At 49.2% G+C, this 15,874-nt stretch carries 16 protein-coding genes and 3 pseudogenes; 10 read left to right on the top strand and 9 right to left on the bottom strand.

From position 1 onward, the window contains the following. Nucleotides 1-212 precede the first annotated feature (212 nt). The gene (locus NWP14_RS27255) at nucleotides 213-647 is read left to right on the top strand and encodes a hypothetical protein (RefSeq protein ID WP_017146631.1); all 435 of its coding nucleotides are present in this window, start codon (nucleotides 213-215) and stop codon (nucleotides 645-647) included. A gap of 179 nt (nucleotides 648-826) precedes the next feature. On the opposite strand, the gene NWP14_RS27260 is transcribed toward NWP14_RS27255, so the two are convergent. Beyond that, complete coding sequence (locus tag NWP14_RS27260; RefSeq protein ID WP_017146632.1) at nucleotides 827-1,123, bottom strand: type II toxin-antitoxin system RelE/ParE family toxin; 297 nt, start codon at nucleotides 1,121-1,123, stop codon at nucleotides 827-829. Further along, complete coding sequence (locus tag NWP14_RS27265) at nucleotides 1,110-1,370, bottom strand: type II toxin-antitoxin system ParD family antitoxin (RefSeq protein ID WP_017146633.1); 261 nt, start codon at nucleotides 1,368-1,370, stop codon at nucleotides 1,110-1,112. The genes NWP14_RS27260 and NWP14_RS27265 overlap by 14 nt, the downstream gene beginning before the upstream one ends. A gap of 313 nt (nucleotides 1,371-1,683) precedes the next feature. Between NWP14_RS27265 and NWP14_RS27270 the strand changes: the two genes are divergently transcribed. The 5 genes from NWP14_RS27270 to NWP14_RS27290 all read left to right on the top strand — a co-directional run bounded on the left by NWP14_RS27270 (nucleotide 1,684) and on the right by NWP14_RS27290 (nucleotide 3,714). After that, a complete protein-coding gene (locus tag NWP14_RS27270; RefSeq protein ID WP_003026780.1) occupies nucleotides 1,684-1,953 on the top strand; it encodes a hypothetical protein in 270 nt (89 codons plus the stop codon). Next, nucleotides 1,941-2,513, top strand: coding sequence for a hypothetical protein (locus NWP14_RS27275; protein WP_064360949.1), 573 nt, complete (start codon nucleotides 1,941-1,943; stop codon nucleotides 2,511-2,513). Before NWP14_RS27270 ends, NWP14_RS27275 begins: the two co-directional genes overlap by 13 nt. A gap of 31 nt (nucleotides 2,514-2,544) precedes the next feature. Next, the gene (locus tag NWP14_RS27280; RefSeq protein ID WP_064360948.1) at nucleotides 2,545-3,039 is read left to right on the top strand and encodes a hypothetical protein; all 495 of its coding nucleotides are present in this window, start codon (nucleotides 2,545-2,547) and stop codon (nucleotides 3,037-3,039) included. Nucleotides 3,040-3,082: 43 nt separating this feature from the next. Beyond that, nucleotides 3,083-3,436, top strand: coding sequence for a hypothetical protein (locus tag NWP14_RS27285; protein WP_003026788.1), 354 nt, complete (start codon nucleotides 3,083-3,085; stop codon nucleotides 3,434-3,436). A 74-nt stretch (nucleotides 3,437-3,510) separates the two neighbouring features. Beyond that, nucleotides 3,511-3,714 (top strand): HHA domain-containing protein, encoded by a 204-nt coding sequence (locus NWP14_RS27290; RefSeq protein ID WP_003026790.1) that lies wholly within the window; start codon nucleotides 3,511-3,513, stop codon nucleotides 3,712-3,714. Nucleotides 3,715-3,784: 70 nt separating this feature from the next. Here NWP14_RS27290 and NWP14_RS27295 read toward each other — a convergent pair whose 3' ends face one another. The 6 genes and pseudogenes from NWP14_RS27295 to NWP14_RS27320 all read right to left on the bottom strand — a co-directional run bounded on the left by NWP14_RS27295 (nucleotide 3,785) and on the right by NWP14_RS27320 (nucleotide 9,229). Beyond that, the gene (locus tag NWP14_RS27295) at nucleotides 3,785-4,684 is read right to left on the bottom strand and encodes a DUF6685 family protein (protein WP_064360947.1); all 900 of its coding nucleotides are present in this window, start codon (nucleotides 4,682-4,684) and stop codon (nucleotides 3,785-3,787) included. Nucleotides 4,685-5,005: 321 nt separating this feature from the next. Further along, nucleotides 5,006-6,010, bottom strand: a complete 1,005-nt coding sequence (locus NWP14_RS27300) for a hypothetical protein (protein ID WP_115191627.1) — start codon at nucleotides 6,008-6,010, stop codon at nucleotides 5,006-5,008. Between the two features lie 83 nt (nucleotides 6,011-6,093). Continuing rightward, a complete protein-coding gene (locus NWP14_RS27305; protein WP_115191626.1) occupies nucleotides 6,094-7,008 on the bottom strand; it encodes a J domain-containing protein in 915 nt (304 codons plus the stop codon). A 158-nt stretch (nucleotides 7,009-7,166) separates the two neighbouring features. After that, nucleotides 7,167-7,625, bottom strand: a pseudogene (locus NWP14_RS27310) (SOS response-associated peptidase family protein); the annotation flags it as partial. A 355-nt stretch (nucleotides 7,626-7,980) separates the two neighbouring features. Then, entirely contained in the window at nucleotides 7,981-8,991 is a 1,011-nt protein-coding gene (locus tag NWP14_RS27315; protein WP_004152284.1) for a zinc-binding alcohol dehydrogenase family protein, read from the bottom strand. Nucleotides 8,992-9,013: 22 nt separating this feature from the next. Further along, nucleotides 9,014-9,229 carry a hypothetical protein gene (locus NWP14_RS27320; RefSeq protein ID WP_032439631.1) on the bottom strand — a complete coding sequence of 72 codons (216 nt, stop codon included), beginning with the start codon at nucleotides 9,227-9,229 and terminating at the stop codon, nucleotides 9,014-9,016. A gap of 222 nt (nucleotides 9,230-9,451) precedes the next feature. Here NWP14_RS27320 and lacI point away from each other — a divergent pair, with 222 nt between their 5' ends. The 4 genes and pseudogenes from lacI to NWP14_RS27340 form a co-directional block, all read left to right on the top strand. Then, the gene (lacI, locus tag NWP14_RS27325) at nucleotides 9,452-10,534 is read left to right on the top strand and encodes a DNA-binding transcriptional repressor LacI (RefSeq protein ID WP_047368876.1); all 1,083 of its coding nucleotides are present in this window, start codon (nucleotides 9,452-9,454) and stop codon (nucleotides 10,532-10,534) included. Between the two features lie 121 nt (nucleotides 10,535-10,655). Further along, nucleotides 10,656-13,730, top strand: a complete 3,075-nt coding sequence (lacZ, locus tag NWP14_RS27330; protein ID WP_004098907.1) for a beta-galactosidase — start codon at nucleotides 10,656-10,658, stop codon at nucleotides 13,728-13,730. Between the two features lie 51 nt (nucleotides 13,731-13,781). Next, nucleotides 13,782-15,035 (top strand): lactose permease, encoded by a 1,254-nt coding sequence (gene lacY, locus NWP14_RS27335; protein WP_044349013.1) that lies wholly within the window; start codon nucleotides 13,782-13,784, stop codon nucleotides 15,033-15,035. Between the two features lie 65 nt (nucleotides 15,036-15,100). After that, a pseudogene (locus NWP14_RS27340) lies at nucleotides 15,101-15,241 on the top strand (maltose acetyltransferase domain-containing protein); the annotation flags it as partial. A gap of 14 nt (nucleotides 15,242-15,255) precedes the next feature. Here the strand turns inward: NWP14_RS27340 and NWP14_RS27345 are convergent. Then, nucleotides 15,256-15,874 (bottom strand): annotated as a pseudogene (locus NWP14_RS27345) (IS1 family transposase); the annotation flags it as partial.

Genomic DNA, 15,874 nt, shown 5'->3' on the forward strand with positions numbered 1-15,874 from the left:
CGTTATTCAGGAGAAACCCGGAAGGTGACAAAAATGTCATCGTTCAGTCACGCGATAAACAGAGGCGGTTTTTTATAATCAGCCATAAATCAGGACAGCGTGATAATTCAATCGCCCGGTTCCTGGCGTGATGATCAACCAGCCCTGAGATCAAATGCTTTCTCTGTTATAAGCATTGATTGTTCGGGTATGAAAACACCGGAGACCCAACCATGAAAAAGATCCTTGTATCCTTTATTGCCATGATGGCTGTCGCTTCATCTGCCTGGGCTGCAGAGACAATGAACATGCATGACCAGGTAAATAATGCCCAGGCGCCTGCCCATCAGATGCAATCATCCGCTGAAAAAAGTGCAGTTCAGGGGGAGAGCATGAAAATGATGGATATGAGCGGTCACGATCAGGCCGCAATGTCCCATGAAATGATGCAAAACGGCAATTCTGCTGCCCATCAGGACATGGCTGAAATGCATAAAAAAATGATGAAAGCCAAACCTGAGAACACCCAAAAAACTGCTAAGCCATTTTCCGAAATGAGCGAGCATGAGAAAGCCGCTGTTGTGCATGAGAAGGCGAATAATGGTCAGTCTTCCGTTATTCATCAGCAACAGGCGGAAAAGCATCGCAGCCAGATCACCCAGAATTAACCCGCAGCTCCACTTGTCAGACCCTCATTTGACGCCGAAGTCACTGGCTTACGCTCCCTTCCGGGAGCGTTTTTTTTATAAGCGAAATGAATAATAATGAAAGAGTCCATACACAATGTCTTTTTTGGTCATGCCGACCTTACAATTAACTTATGTTGTTTGAGAATCCTGTTCCCCAGTCATCTCCAGGGTTCATGCCGCGCCGTATCCTGAGACTGGCTGAGAATACGAATGACCGTAACCATAGAATGTGATGATACAAAATAGATCATGTGCTGTTCCACCGGCAGTGTGCAGATATCGTCTCCCAGCTCTGCACGATGCGTGCCGATATCATGCATGGCCAGCACATCAAACACTGCAGCTATACGGCCGATGTATGCATCCGCCTGAACAACCCCGAACTCTCTGAAGCTGTAGTCCCAGATGGCCTCCAGATCCTCTTCTGCTTTTGGTGTCAGCTCAATCTCTTTCATTTGCCACCCTGGCCCTGACATTCTTCAGGAATGCATCCTTGTTCCATGGTTTCGCCTCGCCGCTGCTGATTCCTTCGGCCAGCAGATCGCGGAGTTCCTGAAGGCGTGATTCAGCCTGCTTCTCGCGCAGTAGACGCAGCGCGTCACGCATGACCTCGCTCTGGGTACGGTAATCACCGGCCTTAACCAGGGAATCGATAAATTCACGCAGCTCATCACCCACGTCCACCGTCATCGTACGGGCCATAACCCCTCCGCTTCTTATGTAAGATTAGTTCTTACATCATTATATCAGCTTACTCCCCCGCTTCCATCTCCCGAATTTTAGCCAAAACAACACTGCAGTAGTATGGAGATCCGACTTAGCCAGAAATCGGATCTGCGAGGCGGGAAATCCGCAATAGATATGATAATTAAAAAACATGCATAAAATCATACTAAGAATGATATTTATCATTAATGATAAAATCATATCTGATATGATGTTTAATTGATTAAAAATAAACTATACATGATATGACTTTACACTTAACGAGACATTATCAGACGGAGCGTGCAGGATGGATGAAAAAGTATACTTTCGCCTCAGCTATGAAACGATGACCGCCGACACGGAAGACTTCATTAACGGGTGTCTCGAACGAGCCGGCCGCGCAGACTGCAACGACCCCGATGCGGAGATTGCCCGGGCACGCAGTGCCATTGAACTCTGGTACCACCTGGCGCTGGCGGGGCGTGCCCCGGAAGACGTCACCGACAGAGACCAGCTGCGGCTGACTGAAATGATCCTGCGCGCCCCGACGGCAGAGCAACGCTCATGGCAGCCATAACCTCCCGCCGGCCGTCGCCACTGCAGCGGCGGATCCTGATAGTGCTGGCCGCCCTCGATGCGAAACGTCCGGGGCCGGTGGCCACGCGGGATATTGAGCGGGTGCTGGAGCAGGGCGGGGACGCCCCGGTGTACGGGCCGAACCTGCGTGCCTCCTGCCGGCGGATGGAAGCCGCGGGCTGGCTGCGCACCCTGCGCGCCCCGAACCTGCAGCTGGCCGTCGAGCTGACGGATGCCGGCCACGGGATTGCAGAACCGCTCTACCTGGAAGAACGCGATGCTGAAATTGCACGGCAACGCCGGACAGAAGTCCGGAGTCTGCCATTACGCCAGACGGCTGCCGGTGACGCGGTGGAGCTGCAGCTCGGTGATGACCATTATACCCTCCGGGAAGCGGCTTACGTGATCCGTCTGAACGGGACCACCTGTCTGCAGCTGACTGATGCCGGTGGCATTCGCGGGATAAAAGAGGGTGATCCCCTGCAGGTGGCCGACTGGTATCAGAGCTGTTTTGATGCAGGCCTGCCCGTCGCCATCCAGGTGAATGAGAGCCGGGACTGACCGCCACCACACCAGGAATAAGAGCAAAATAATGAAAGTCACTGAGCCCAGACTGAATACGCTGATCGATAACCTGAACACGCTGATTTGTGAGGACAGCCTGCTGACGCGTCAGGAACGTGAAACGCTTGTGCTGGCCGTCGCCGCCATCGGCGCCATGAAAGGGCGCGTCAGCATGAAAAAAGACGAAGTGCCGGCCCGCGGCAGACGTGAAAATCAGGAGAAAAAAGACCGCCAGCCTGATCCGCGGTTCCCGCGAGCCGGTCACCAATGGCAGAAAGAAGAAAAGAACCTACTGCATGATGCGCTCGAACCGGTCCCGGATGAGGAGATCGGCACGCATCTTTTCTGGCTTTCCGAGAAACTGGGCAGAACGCCTTTCAGTGTTGCTATCCAGATAGCAGCCATCAGGGAGCTGCAGGCCGGGTGGGAGGAGCAGTTCAGGGAAATTTCTGATAAAATTCGTTTGTCCAGCCTCAGTATCAGTGACTATCTGAAAGAGAACGCCTCAGGCTTGAACACCTGAATGCCACGTGCGTTATCTACAAACAATAATATGTGGGGCAGTTATGAAAGCAGCGGTATGGGCAGTGGTTTATTCAGCGATATGTATTCTGGTCTTTTCGGGATGGGTGGCCTGCTTTGCGCAGCATGCTCCCTTCAACGGGCATGAGCATGATTTGACTTTAAAATATCTGCTTAATTTATTTTCTGTGTATGTTTTGATGGAACCCTTCTACCAGTTCTTTCAGGTGACTGAATATTTTAAAGCAATTCTGGTTCTGGAAGATAAAAGCGGCCAGTCGATAAGTTTTTATAATGAGATTCCTGTTATGTGGATATATAGTCTGTCCGCAGTTCTAACTTCTGTGGTTTATCTCATATACGCAAAATGGTTTGTTCGTAAAAGAGTACAAAGATAATAGTCCGTTGATGACTGACTTTAATACTTAGAATATTAGAATTTCAAACAGTACACAGAACCTGCAGAGAAAAAATGACCAAAAATGAATGGATTTTACGATTGAGGCGCTGTACTTCAGGGGAAACGCTGGAAAAGGTTATTGAAAAAAATAAGTATTCGCTTTCAGATTCTGAACTTGAGCATTTTAACGCTGCCGTGGATCATCGCCTGGCAGAGCTGACAATGGGGAAATTGTATGACAAAATCCCCCCTGGTGTATGGAAATTTGTGAAATAGACTAAAGATGGGGCGACGACCTCGCCCCTGTGTTTATCCTGGTAAAAGTAACTTTTACTCGTGCCCTGGACTATTTCAGCTCACTCAGCTGCTGACTGAGTGACGGAAATCCTGCCTGCGCCAGCGGGCGTGATACGCGCGCCGGAGCCGTTTGGTGCCGCTCCAGCCAGATAACCCGGAAATGCTGCTCGTCTCCATTTTCCCAGTGAGGAGGATTGGATACGCCAAACGGGCATTTCAGTCGCAATAGCGCGTCTTTAAATTCGCCATAGACAATTCCCTCCGGTACCAGGAACAAATCCCACTGCGCCGTCAGCTGCCGTATTTTTTGCGGATTTATACTATAGGTGTTCAACTGGCCTGTCAGAGAAACCGGCTGACTCAACTGTGTTGCCAGGAAACGGGCTGCTGCAAAATGGTGGGCGCCGTCGACATTGTTCCAGTATAGCCGGGCAGGCATCCAGGTAAACTGGCTGAATACCATCTCTGACAGCCGTAAGCCGTGGTGGCTGAGATTACGGTTTAACCGATCTCTGGTCAGTGGTATTGCCAATTCCTGGCAACACTGCTGCGCAAACGCATCCAGGCTGGAGAGTTCCTGGTCACAATCACTCGACGCACTCAGTCCCCCAACGGCCGTAATATCACAACAAAAACTTTCTGAGGTCTCACTGTTTATCAGACCATCCAGCTGAGGAATATGGCGCTGGAGGTAATCATAATCACCGTCGTGGCCGAGACGCAGGTAGCGAATACAGTGTTTTTCGTATTCGAGCCAGGTTTGCCAACAAACCACGGAACGCAGCCAGAACGTGTTCCGCAGTTGCGGGTGACTCACTGGCAAAATCCCGTTGTTTAGGCGACGGCGCAATGTGGCCGGATATCCCAGCGAATTTAGCAAGTCATCCTGGACGCCGTGGAGGATTTTACGCCACAGGGGCGGTGAGCTGCTTATTTCATCATCCATCATATCAATGATCCCAATTCTGTTCAGTTGCGACTGACCAACAGTTGTTGCTGGCCACCACAACCAGACTACCGCAGAAAAATTTAGGCCGAAGGGCCTCCAGACTCTAAAAGTTACTTTTAGAGAAATTTATTTTTTGGCATCATGAAATTCACGTAACTAACTGATATTTAACATAAAACGCATTAAGCGCAGTTATGGTGTAGCAGCTAAATCGAAATGACCATCTCCTTAAAATGTGTTAGGCAATAGCTTTGAGAACCTAATGCCACAATTAATTTTGTGGCATCAAACAAGAGGGTATTCAACAGGGAACTATATTTTTCATAGCATAATATAAACACTCTTTACATCTTCATATGTATATGTTTCCAGTTCAATTTTAGTTCTGTCAATATTCAATCCAAACACGGGGAAGTCGATTATTTTGTAGTTATCATCGCTACAACTTTTCACTACATCGATAAATTTAATTTTCATGAAATCAAAAATGGATTTATTCTCAACAAACTCAAACTTATCAGCGCCTATGCCTTCGCATTGGGTCAACTTTGAGAAATCGGGACTATTTATGAATTCATGATGACATTTAATCATTTCGTTCCCATATTCAGGGACGCCTATATACACCAATTCATTACGTCCAACCTCCCTCATTTCAACGGCAGGCACAAATATATCACCACTCATTTGCTTGGTTACTGTATACTTGAATAAATAATTTCTTCTTGTTTTTTCGCAATAAATTGAAACTAAAAACTCGCACTCCAAATCCTTTATACCCTCTTCATCTATTTTGTATTCCCTTGCAGAACTTACAGATTCAGATATCACACCCTTAATTAAGGTTGATATAAAATTTTTATCTAACAATAAATGTACGTCCCTAAAGTTATAAAAATCAACATCCCAACACTGACCATATGATGTATTTATTTCCTGAGGGGTTTTGTTGTCCATAGGAACAAGATAAATTGATGTGCTATCACCTAGCGCGATTTTTAAATTTGATAAACTCAATTCTATACTATTAATTATATGATGTGCAGTATCTTTCCCTCCAGCGAAAGCGATAACACACTTTCCATAGGTTTCGATTTTATGGTATTTTTCGAAAAAACCTGAATTGTTAAATTTAGGGTATTTTATTTTTAAATCAATCGCATAAAATTTGCGATATCCGTTAAGTAATGTTTTAACTTCTGTCGTCTTCTCGTTATCAGTAGAGTTTTTGTAAGTTGTCATCCTTGTTATAGCGCTATCAGCAATTATAAATGTCGCCCCGTCTTCAAATTCATTTATTTCATACCCGCCGATAATGAGAGTCATATTAGTACCTTATCTGTTATAAACATTTACTCACTGTTGATTAACTCACTTAACCTACTATGTTCCTTCTGAGCCAAATTGTTCTAAAACTGAGAAGCCGATAATGACAGGAAATGTGTATTGCCATTGGCCACAGGATAAAACGTTAAAGAGTTGTCACTGTACTCTGTTCCCGTTGAAGTTTGTCTTTCAATCATATTGATTGGTTCAGATATTTGTGCACATCCATTTTTAATATTTTGTGTTTTTACTCGATATATTCCAGATGGGACTTGTTCAAGAGTAATTTGACTCCCCGCGGGAACGAAGACTTCACGTACAAAATCAGTTTTGATGTATGCATTATCTAATGTCAATCGGACCCGTAACCCTTCATTATTTTGAGTATTATCTAATCTAAGTGAGGACAAACCACTACGACGATCTTTTTCAGATAAAACAGTTGGGATAGTAGGCCATTGATGTTGTTGCACGGATGAATCACAAATACCGTTATTGTTTGTTAAACGTTCGGGTTTTAAAGGAGAAGTGTTGTTTACGGCCGCTGTTTTATTTGAAGAAGAGCCTCCTTCATTCAGATTGTTAATTATTGCGTACGCTATAAATCCTATTACACACAGGCCGGCAATAGATCTCAATATAGAAAATAAAGGAAAAAATATGATACCCATCACTGTCATTAATGACTTCGGTTTTCTTACTGTTGTTGTTTCAACTGGTGCTTGAACGTTAGTATTTGTTTCCGAATTTCGTGCTAATGTGGCCTCAGCCCTTTCCCTCCACGTTTCTTTAATAATCCAGCGATCATGTTCTTTTCTTTTTATGGGATCGATTAAAACATCATACGATGCGTTAATAATTTGCATTATCCTGACAGCCTCAGGATTGTTTTTATTTACATCAGGGTGGTATTTCTTAGCCAATGTACGATACGCTGCTTGTATTACCTCTACAGGGGCATCTCGTGATACCTTGAGGTTATCATAATGAGTTCTCATCTTTTTTCCATAGTGGTAAAATTCCCTATCATTTATATAACAAAGTTGTTGAATATTGTAAAACTTGGATTTGTTTGTCAGAAGTTGAGATAGCTAATGCTAATGTATGCGTACATTAGCATTGATGTTTGAGGTTCCGGCCTTGCAGCGCCGGACATTCACCTGCGGGGCTCGATGAGCTCTGCCCCTTGGTTTTTCACATTCCCTACAGCGCGCGTTACAGGATGCCAGATGAAATGATCCGCAGATACTGCTCCCTCGGAAGCAATCTCTTCTGCCTCTTTTCCACTAACATCCTGACGCATCCATTCCCGGGCGGCTTCAGGTACCAGAACCAACGGGCGCCGGTCGTGGATGTTGACCAGACCTTTATCGGCCGCAGACGTAACAATCAAAAAGCCTTCCGCTTCGTCGCCGCGCTCAAAGGGTGTACTGCCGATCGCGGCCATAAATATTGGCTGGCCATCTTTGCGGTGTATGAAGTAGGGTTGCTTCTTATCGCCTTCCTTTACCCACTCGAACCAGCCGTCAGCAAAACAAATCGCCCGGCCATGCTGCCATAACGGTTTAAACATCCTGCTCGACGCTGCCGTTTCCACCCTGGCATTAATCAAGGGGGCCGCTTGGAAAACGGAAAATATCCTACGTTAAGCCTGTTTTTTGAGCTGGCATGACGGGCAGCTATGAGCGAAGTATAGTCATTCGCCCTATCTCTTTTGTCGCACTTTCAACAAGGGGGTCGCTTGGAAAGCGGAACGAGGTCAGTCTCCGCCCGGACTGCTCAGCTCTTTAAACAGCAAAAGAGAGGCATCTTATGAGAAGGGATTGTTCAGTATGTCAGGGCAGACTGCTTTTTCATCCGCAGGTACTGAGGGTAAATGCTCAATTCCGGTACGATTCTTACTCTATAGCCAGACAGAATTCAGCATTGTGCTGAACCCGAATCTTTTTTTACTCTGACAGGCCTGTTCATCAGAACCCTGAAAAAACAATTTTCCCGTTCACATTTTTATTTTCCATGTCCTCATGAGCCCGGCGAAGTGCTTTAGCATTCAGCCTGCCATACTCTGCCAGCAACGGAGGTTTGAGCTTACCGGAATCCAGCATGCATGAGAGTTTGTTAAGAATATCATGCTGTTTAGACATGTCCGCAGTAGCATGCATGGGGCGGGTAAACATTGCCTCCCAGTGAACAGAAACGCTCTTAAATTTGATCAAACGCAGATCCAGTGGTTCAGGGTCGTCGATGAGTCCGATACGGCCTTGTGGGGCAATAATTTCGGCCATATTTTCCCAGGCAGATGGCGTGGTGTACGTTGAGAAAATCCGGGTAATGGGAGGGAGTCCAGCAAGGCTGGCAACCTGTGGCGCAAGCGCACATGAATGATCCAGGACATAATGCGCACCAAACCCGCGAACCGCTCTGACACTCTCCTGCCGGGAGGCAGTCCCGATGATGTTCACCCGACTCAGAGTGCGGGCAAGCTGTATAGCCATACAAGGGACTCCGCCCGCACCGCCAAGCATCAACAGGGTCTGATCAGCATCTCCGTTCACTGACAACTGCAGACGATCAAATAACATTTCCCAGGCTGTCAGACCGGTCAGAGGAACCGACGCTGCAGCTTCAAAACTTAGTGCTGCCGGCTTTATCCCCGTAATGCGTTCGTCAACCAGCTGAAACTCTGCGTTGGCTCCCTGGCGATCGAGCACACCGGCATAGAAAACGTGGTCACCTGGCCTGAACAGCGTCACATCTGGTCCGGTTGCTTCAACAACACCGGAAGCGTCGTATCCCATAACTACCGGATTGCCTGCAGAGGGACTGATGTTTCGCCGGCTTTTCAGGTCCCGTGGGTTAACCGCGACCGCCCTGACTCTGATCAAAAGATCACGCCCCTTGGGCATGGATGGGTGGGGAAGCGACAAATCTTCAATAACGGATGTACTTTCCCCGGGTTGCCAGAAACCAACGGCTTTCATTCTGTCTCCTTAAAAAGGTCAGTCACCAGATAAATAAATGTAAAAGTGTGCGGAACGCGATACCCGCCAGTGCCCCCGGCAGTGCAAATCGAAAAATACGCGGAAAGCGGGCGCTGATGCCCATGAATATACCAATGCCCGGCAAATCAAAACTGTTGATGAGAAATCCGGCTGACCGGTTAATTTCGTTAACGGTCAGGTTACCGCTATGGATAAGGTCAGTCGGTAATGCTGTCAACCTGTTGATGACTATTTTAATCTGTAGTCATTCAATCCTTGTAACATCAGGATGATCCTGGTGTCAGTGAAAATACGAAATCAACACGTTGGTATCATTACCCACCTGTGAACTGACGTCGGCATTTTGAATCTCACTTCGGCGTGCCCCCTCCGAATGGCGCAAAACATTTCGTGGTATGGCATGATAGCACCCGAAGAGAGTCAATTCAGGGTGGTAAATGTGAAACCAGTAACGCTATACGATGTCGCAGAGTATGCCGGTGTCTCTTATCAGACCGTTTCCCGCGTGGTGAACCAGGCCAGCCACGTCTCTGCGAAAACGCGGGAAAAGGTGGAAGCGGCGATGGCGCAGCTGAACTACATTCCCAACCGCGTGGCACAACAACTGGCGGGCAAACAGTCGTTGCTGATTGGCGTTGCTACCTCCAGTCTGGCCCTGCACGCGCCGTCGCAAATTGTCGCGGCGATTAAATCTCGCGCCGATCAACTGGGTGCCAGCGTGGTGGTGTCGATGGTAGAACGAAGCAGCGTCGAAGCCTGTAAAGCGGCGGTACATAACCTTCTCGCGCAACGCGTCAGTGGTCTGATCATTAACTATCCGCTGGATGACGAGGATGCCATTGCTATGGAAGCTGCCTGCGCTAATGTTCCGGCCCTATTTCTTGATGTCTCTGACCAGACTCCCATCAACAGTATTATTTTTTCCCATGAAGACGGTACGCGACTGGGCGTGGAGCATCTGATCGCATTGGGTCACCAGCAAATCGCGTTGTTAGCCGGTCCATTAAGTTCTGTCTCGGCGCGTCTGCGTCTGGCGGACTGGCATAAATATCTCACACGCAATCAAATTCATCCGATAGCGGAACGGGAAGGCGACTGGAGTGCCATGTCCGGTTTTCAACAAACTATGCAAATGCTGAATGAGGGCATCGTTCCCACTGCGATGCTGGTTGCCAACGATCAGATGGCGCTGGGCGCAATGCGCGCTATTACCGAGTCCGGGCTGCGCGTTGGTGCGGATATCTCGGTAGTGGGATACGACGATACCGAAGACAGCTCGTGTTATATCCCGCCGTTAACCACCATCAAACAGGATTTTCGCCTGCTGGGGAAAACTAGCGTGGACCGCTTGCTGAAACTCTCTCAGGGCCAGGCGGTGAAGAGCAATCAGCTGTTGCCCGTCTCACTGGTGAAAAGAAAAACCACCCTACCGCCCAATACGCAAACCACCTCTCCCCGCACGTTGGCAGATTCCTTAATGCAGCTGGCACGACAAGTTTCCCGACTTGAAAGCGGGCAGTGAGCGCAACGCAATTAATGTGAGTCAGCTCACTCATTAGGCACCCCAGGCTTTACACTCTATGTGTCCGGCTCGTATGTTATGCGAAAATGTGAGCGGATAACAATTCACGCAGGATACAACTATGACAATGATTACGGATTCACTGGCCGTCGTATTACAACGTCGTGACTGGGAAAACCCTGGCGTTACCCAACTTAATCGCCTTGCGGCACATCCCCCTTTCGCCAGCTGGCGTAATAGCGAAGAGGCTCGCACCGATCGCCCTTCCCAAGAGTCGCGCAGCCTGAATGGTGAATGGCGCTTTGCCTGGTTTCCGGCACCAGAAGCGGTACCAGAAAGCTGGCTGGAGCGCGATCTTCCTGACGCCGATACTGTCATCGTCCCCTCAAACTGGCAGATGCACGGTTACGATGCGCCTATCTACACCAACGTGACCTATCCCATTGCGGTCAATCCGCCGTATGTTCCCACGGAGAATCCGACGGGTTGTTACTCGCTCACATTTAATATTGATGAAAGCTGGCTACAGGAAGGCCAGACGCGAATTATTTTTGATGGTGTTAACTCGGCGTTTCATTTGTGGTGCAACGGGCGCTGGGTCGGTTACGGACAGGACAGTCGTTTGCCGTCTGAATTTGACCTGAGCGCATTTTTACACGCCGGAGAAAACCGCCTCGCGGTGATGGTGCTGCGCTGGAGTGACGGCAGTTATCTGGAAGATCAGGATATGTGGCGGATGAGCGGCATTTTCCGTGACGTCTCGTTGCTGCATAAACCGAGCACGCAAATCAGCGATTTCCATGTAGCCACTCACTTTAATGATGATTTCAGCCGCGCTGTACTGGAGGCAGACGTTCAGATGTACGGCGAGCTGCGCGATGAGCTGCGGGTGACGGTTTCTTTGTGGCAGGGTGAAACACAGGTCGCCAGCGGCACCGCGCCTTTCGGCGGTGAAATTATCGATGAGCGTGGCGGTTATGCCAATCGCGTCACGCTACGTCTGAACGTCGAAAACCCGGCGCTGTGGAGCGCCGAAATCCCGAATCTCTACCGTGCGGTGATTGAACTGCACACCGCCGACGGCATGCTGATTGAAGCAGAAGCCTGCGATGTCGGTTTCCGCGAGGTGCGGATTGAAAATGGCCTGCTGCTGCTGAACGGCAAGCCGTTGTTGATTCGCGGTGTTAACCGTCACGAGCATCATCCTCTGCATGGTCAGGTCATGGATGAGCAGACGATGGTGCAGGATATCCTGCTGATGAAGCAGAACAACTTTAACGCCGTGCGCTGTTCGCATTATCCGAATCATCCGCTGTGGTACACGTTGTGCGACCGCTACGGCCTGTACGTGGTGGATGAAGCCAATATTGAAACCCACGGCATGGTGCCAATGAATCGTCTGACCGATGATCCGCTCTGGCTACCCGCGATGAGCGAACGCGTAACGCGAATGGTGCAGCGCGATCGTAATCACCCGAGTGTGATCATCTGGTCGCTGGGGAATGAATCAGGCCACGGTGCTAATCACGATGCGCTCTATCGCTGGATTAAATCTGTCGATCCTTCCCGCCCGGTACAGTATGAAGGCGGCGGAGCCGACACCTCCGCAACCGATATTATTTGCCCGATGTACGCGCGTGTGGATGAAGACCAGCCCTTCCCGGCTGTGCCGAAATGGTCCATCAAAAAATGGCTTTCGCTGCCTGGAGAACTGCGTCCGCTGATCCTTTGCGAATATGCCCACGCAATGGGTAACAGTCTTGGTGGCTTCGCTAAATACTGGCAGGCGTTTCGTCAATACCCCCGTTTACAGGGCGGCTTCGTCTGGGACTGGGTCGATCAATCGCTGATTAAATATGATGAAAACGGCAACCCGTGGTCGGCTTACGGCGGTGATTTTGGCGATACGCCGAACGATCGCCAGTTCTGCATGAACGGTCTGGTCTTTGCAGACCGCACGCCGCATCCAGCGCTGACAGAAGCAAAACACCAGCAGCAGTTTTTCCAGTTCCGTTTATCCGGGCAAACCATCGAAGTGACCAGCGAATACCTGTTCCGTCATAGCGATAACGAGCTCCTGCGCTGGATGGTGGCGCTGGATGGCAAGCTGCTGACAAGCGGTGAAGTGCCTCTGGATGTCGCTCCACAAGGAAAACAGTTGATTGAACTGCCTGAACTACCGCAGCCGGAGAGCACCGGGCAACTCTGGCTAACGGTTCACGTAGTGCAACCGAACGCGACCACATGGTCAGCAGCCGGGCACATCAGCGCCTGGCAGCAATGGCGTCTGGCGGAAAACCTCAGCGTGACACAACCCTCCGCGCCCCACGCCATCCCGCAACTGACCACCAGCGAAACGGATTTTTGCATCGAACTTGGTAATAAGCGTTGGCAATTTAACCGGTTGTCAGGTCTTCTTTCACAAATGTGGATCGGCGATGAAAAACAACTGCTGACGCCGCTGCGCGATCAATTCACCCGTGCACCGCTGGATAATGACATTGGCGTAAGTGAAACGACCCGCATTGACCCTAACGCCTGGGTCGAACGCTGGAAGGCGGCGGGCCATTACCAGGCCGAAGCAGCGTTGTTGCAGTGCACGGCAGATACACTTGCCGACGCGGTGCTGATTACCACGGTCCACGCGTGGCAGCATCAGGGGAAAACCTTATTTATCAGCCGGAAAACCTACCGGATTGATGGAAGTGGTCAAATGGCGATTACCGTTGATGTTGAAGTGGCGAGCAATACGCCACATCCGGCGCGGATTGGCCTGACCTGCCAGCTGGCGCAGGTAGCAGAGCGGGTAAACTGGCTCGGATTAGGGCCGCAAGAAAACTATCCCGACCGCCTTACTGCGGCCTGTTTTGACCGCTGGGATCTGCCATTGTCAGACATGTATACCCCGTACGTCTTCCCGAGCGAAAACGGTCTGCGCTGCGGGACGCGCGAATTGAATTATGGCCCACACCAGTGGCGCGGCGACTTCCAGTTCAACATCAGCCGCTACAGTCAACAGCAACTGATGGAAACCAGCCATCGCCATCTGCTGCACGCGGAAGAAGGCACATGGCTGAATATCGACGGTTTCCATATGGGGATTGGTGGCGACGACTCCTGGAGCCCGTCAGTGTCGGCGGAATTCCAGCTTAGCGCCGGTAGCTACCATTACCAGTTGCTCTGGTGTCAAAAATAATAATAACCGGGCAGGCCATGTCTGCCCGTATTTCGCGTAAGGAAATCCATTATGTACTATTTAAAAAACACAAACTTTTGGATGTTCGGTTTATTCTTTTTCTTTTACTTTTTTATCATGGGAGCCTACTTCCCGTTTTTCCCGATTTGGCTACATGACATCAACCATATCAGCAAAAGTGATACGGGTATTATTTTTGCCGTTATTTCTCTGTTCTCGCTATTATTCCAACCGCTGTTTGGTCTGCTTTCTGACAAACTCGGGCTGCGCAAATACCTGCTGTGGATTATTACCGGCATGTTAGTGATGTTTGCGCCGTTCTTTATTTTTATCTTCGGGCCACTGTTACAATACAACATTTTAGTAGGATCGATTGTTGGTGGTATTTATCTAGGCTTTTGTTTTAACGCCGGTGCGCCAGCAGTAGAGGCATTTATCGAGAAAGTCAGCCGTCGCAGTAATTTCGAATTTGGTCGCGCGCGGATGTTTGGCTGTGTTGGCTGGGCGCTGTGTGCCTCGATTGTCGGCATCATGTTCACCATCAATAATCAGTTTGTTTTCTGGCTGGGTTCTGGCTGTGCATTCATCCTCGCCGTTTTACTCTTTTTCGCCAAAACGGATGCGCCCTCTTCTGCCACGGTTGCCAATGCGGTAGGTGCCAACCATTCGGCATTTAGCCTTAAGCTGGCGCTGGAACTGTTCAGACAGCCAAAACTGTGGTTTTTGTCACTGTATGTTATTGGCGTTTCCTGCACCTACGATGTTTTTGACCAACAGTTTGCTAATTTCTTTACTTCGTTCTTTGCTACCGGTGAACAGGGTACGCGGGTATTTGGCTACGTAACGACAATGGGCGAATTACTTAACGCCTCGATTATGTTTTTTGCGCCACTGATCATTAATCGCATCGGTGGGAAAAACGCCCTGCTGCTGGCTGGCACTATTATGTCAGTACGTATTATTGGCTCATCGTTCGCTACCTCAGCACTGGAAGTGGTTATTCTGAAAACGCTGCATATGTTTGAAGTACCGTTCCTGCTGGTGGGCTGCTTTAAATATATTACCAGCCAGTTTGAAGTGCGTTTTTCAGCGACGATTTATCTGGTCTGTTTCTGCTTCTTTAAGCAACTGGCGATGATTTTTATGTCTATTCTGGCGGGCAATATGTATGAAAGCATCGGTTTCCAGGGCGCTTACCTGGTGCTGGGTCTGGTGGCGCTGGGCTTCACCTTAATTTCCGTGTTCACGCTTAGCGGCCCCGGCCCACTTTCCCTGCTGCGTCGCAAGGTGAATGAAGTCGCTTAAGAAATTAATGTCGGATACGGCGCGAACGCCTTATCCGACCAACTTATCAGGACGGAATGTTAAAAATGAACATGTCGATGACAGAAAAAATAAAAGCAGGCAAGCTATTTACCGATATGTGCGAAGGCTTACCTGAAAAAAGACTTCGTGGGAAAACATTAATGTATGAGTTCAATCACTCGCATCCATCAGAAGTTGAAAAAAGGGTAATGACTCCAACTTATTGATAGTGTTTTATGTTCAGATAATGCCCGATGACTTTGTCATGCAGCTCCACCGATTTTGAGAGCGACAGCGACTTCCGTCCCAGCCGTGCCAGATGCTGCCTCAGATTCAGGTTATGCCGCTCAATTCGCTGCGTATATCGCTTGCTGATTACGTGCAGCTTTCCCTTCAGGCGGGATTCATACAGCGGCCAGCCATCCGTCATCCATATCACCACGTCAAAGGGTGATAGCAGGCTCATAAGACGCCCCAGCGTCGCCATAGTGCGTTCACCGAATACGTGCGCAAACCGTCTTCCGGAGCCTGTCATACGCGTAAAACAGCCAGCGCTGGCGCGATTTAGCCCCGACATAGCCCCAATGTTCGTCCATTTCCGCGCAGACGATGACGTCACTGCCCGGCTGTATGCGTGAGTTTACCGACTGCGGCCTGAGTTTTTTAAGTGTCGTAAAATCGTGTTGAGGCCAACGCCCATAATGCGTGCACTGGCGCGACATCCGACGCCATTCATGGCCATATCAATAATTTTCTGGTGTGTACCGGGCTGAGAGGCGGTGTAAGTGAACTGTAGCTGCCATGTTTTACGGCAGTGAGAGCAGAGATAGCGCTGATGT

Origin of the sequence: Klebsiella sp. C349492 (assembly GCF_042055345.1) — a bacterium.
In the GTDB taxonomy this organism is placed as follows: Bacteria; Pseudomonadota; Gammaproteobacteria; order Enterobacterales; family Enterobacteriaceae; genus Klebsiella; species Klebsiella scottii.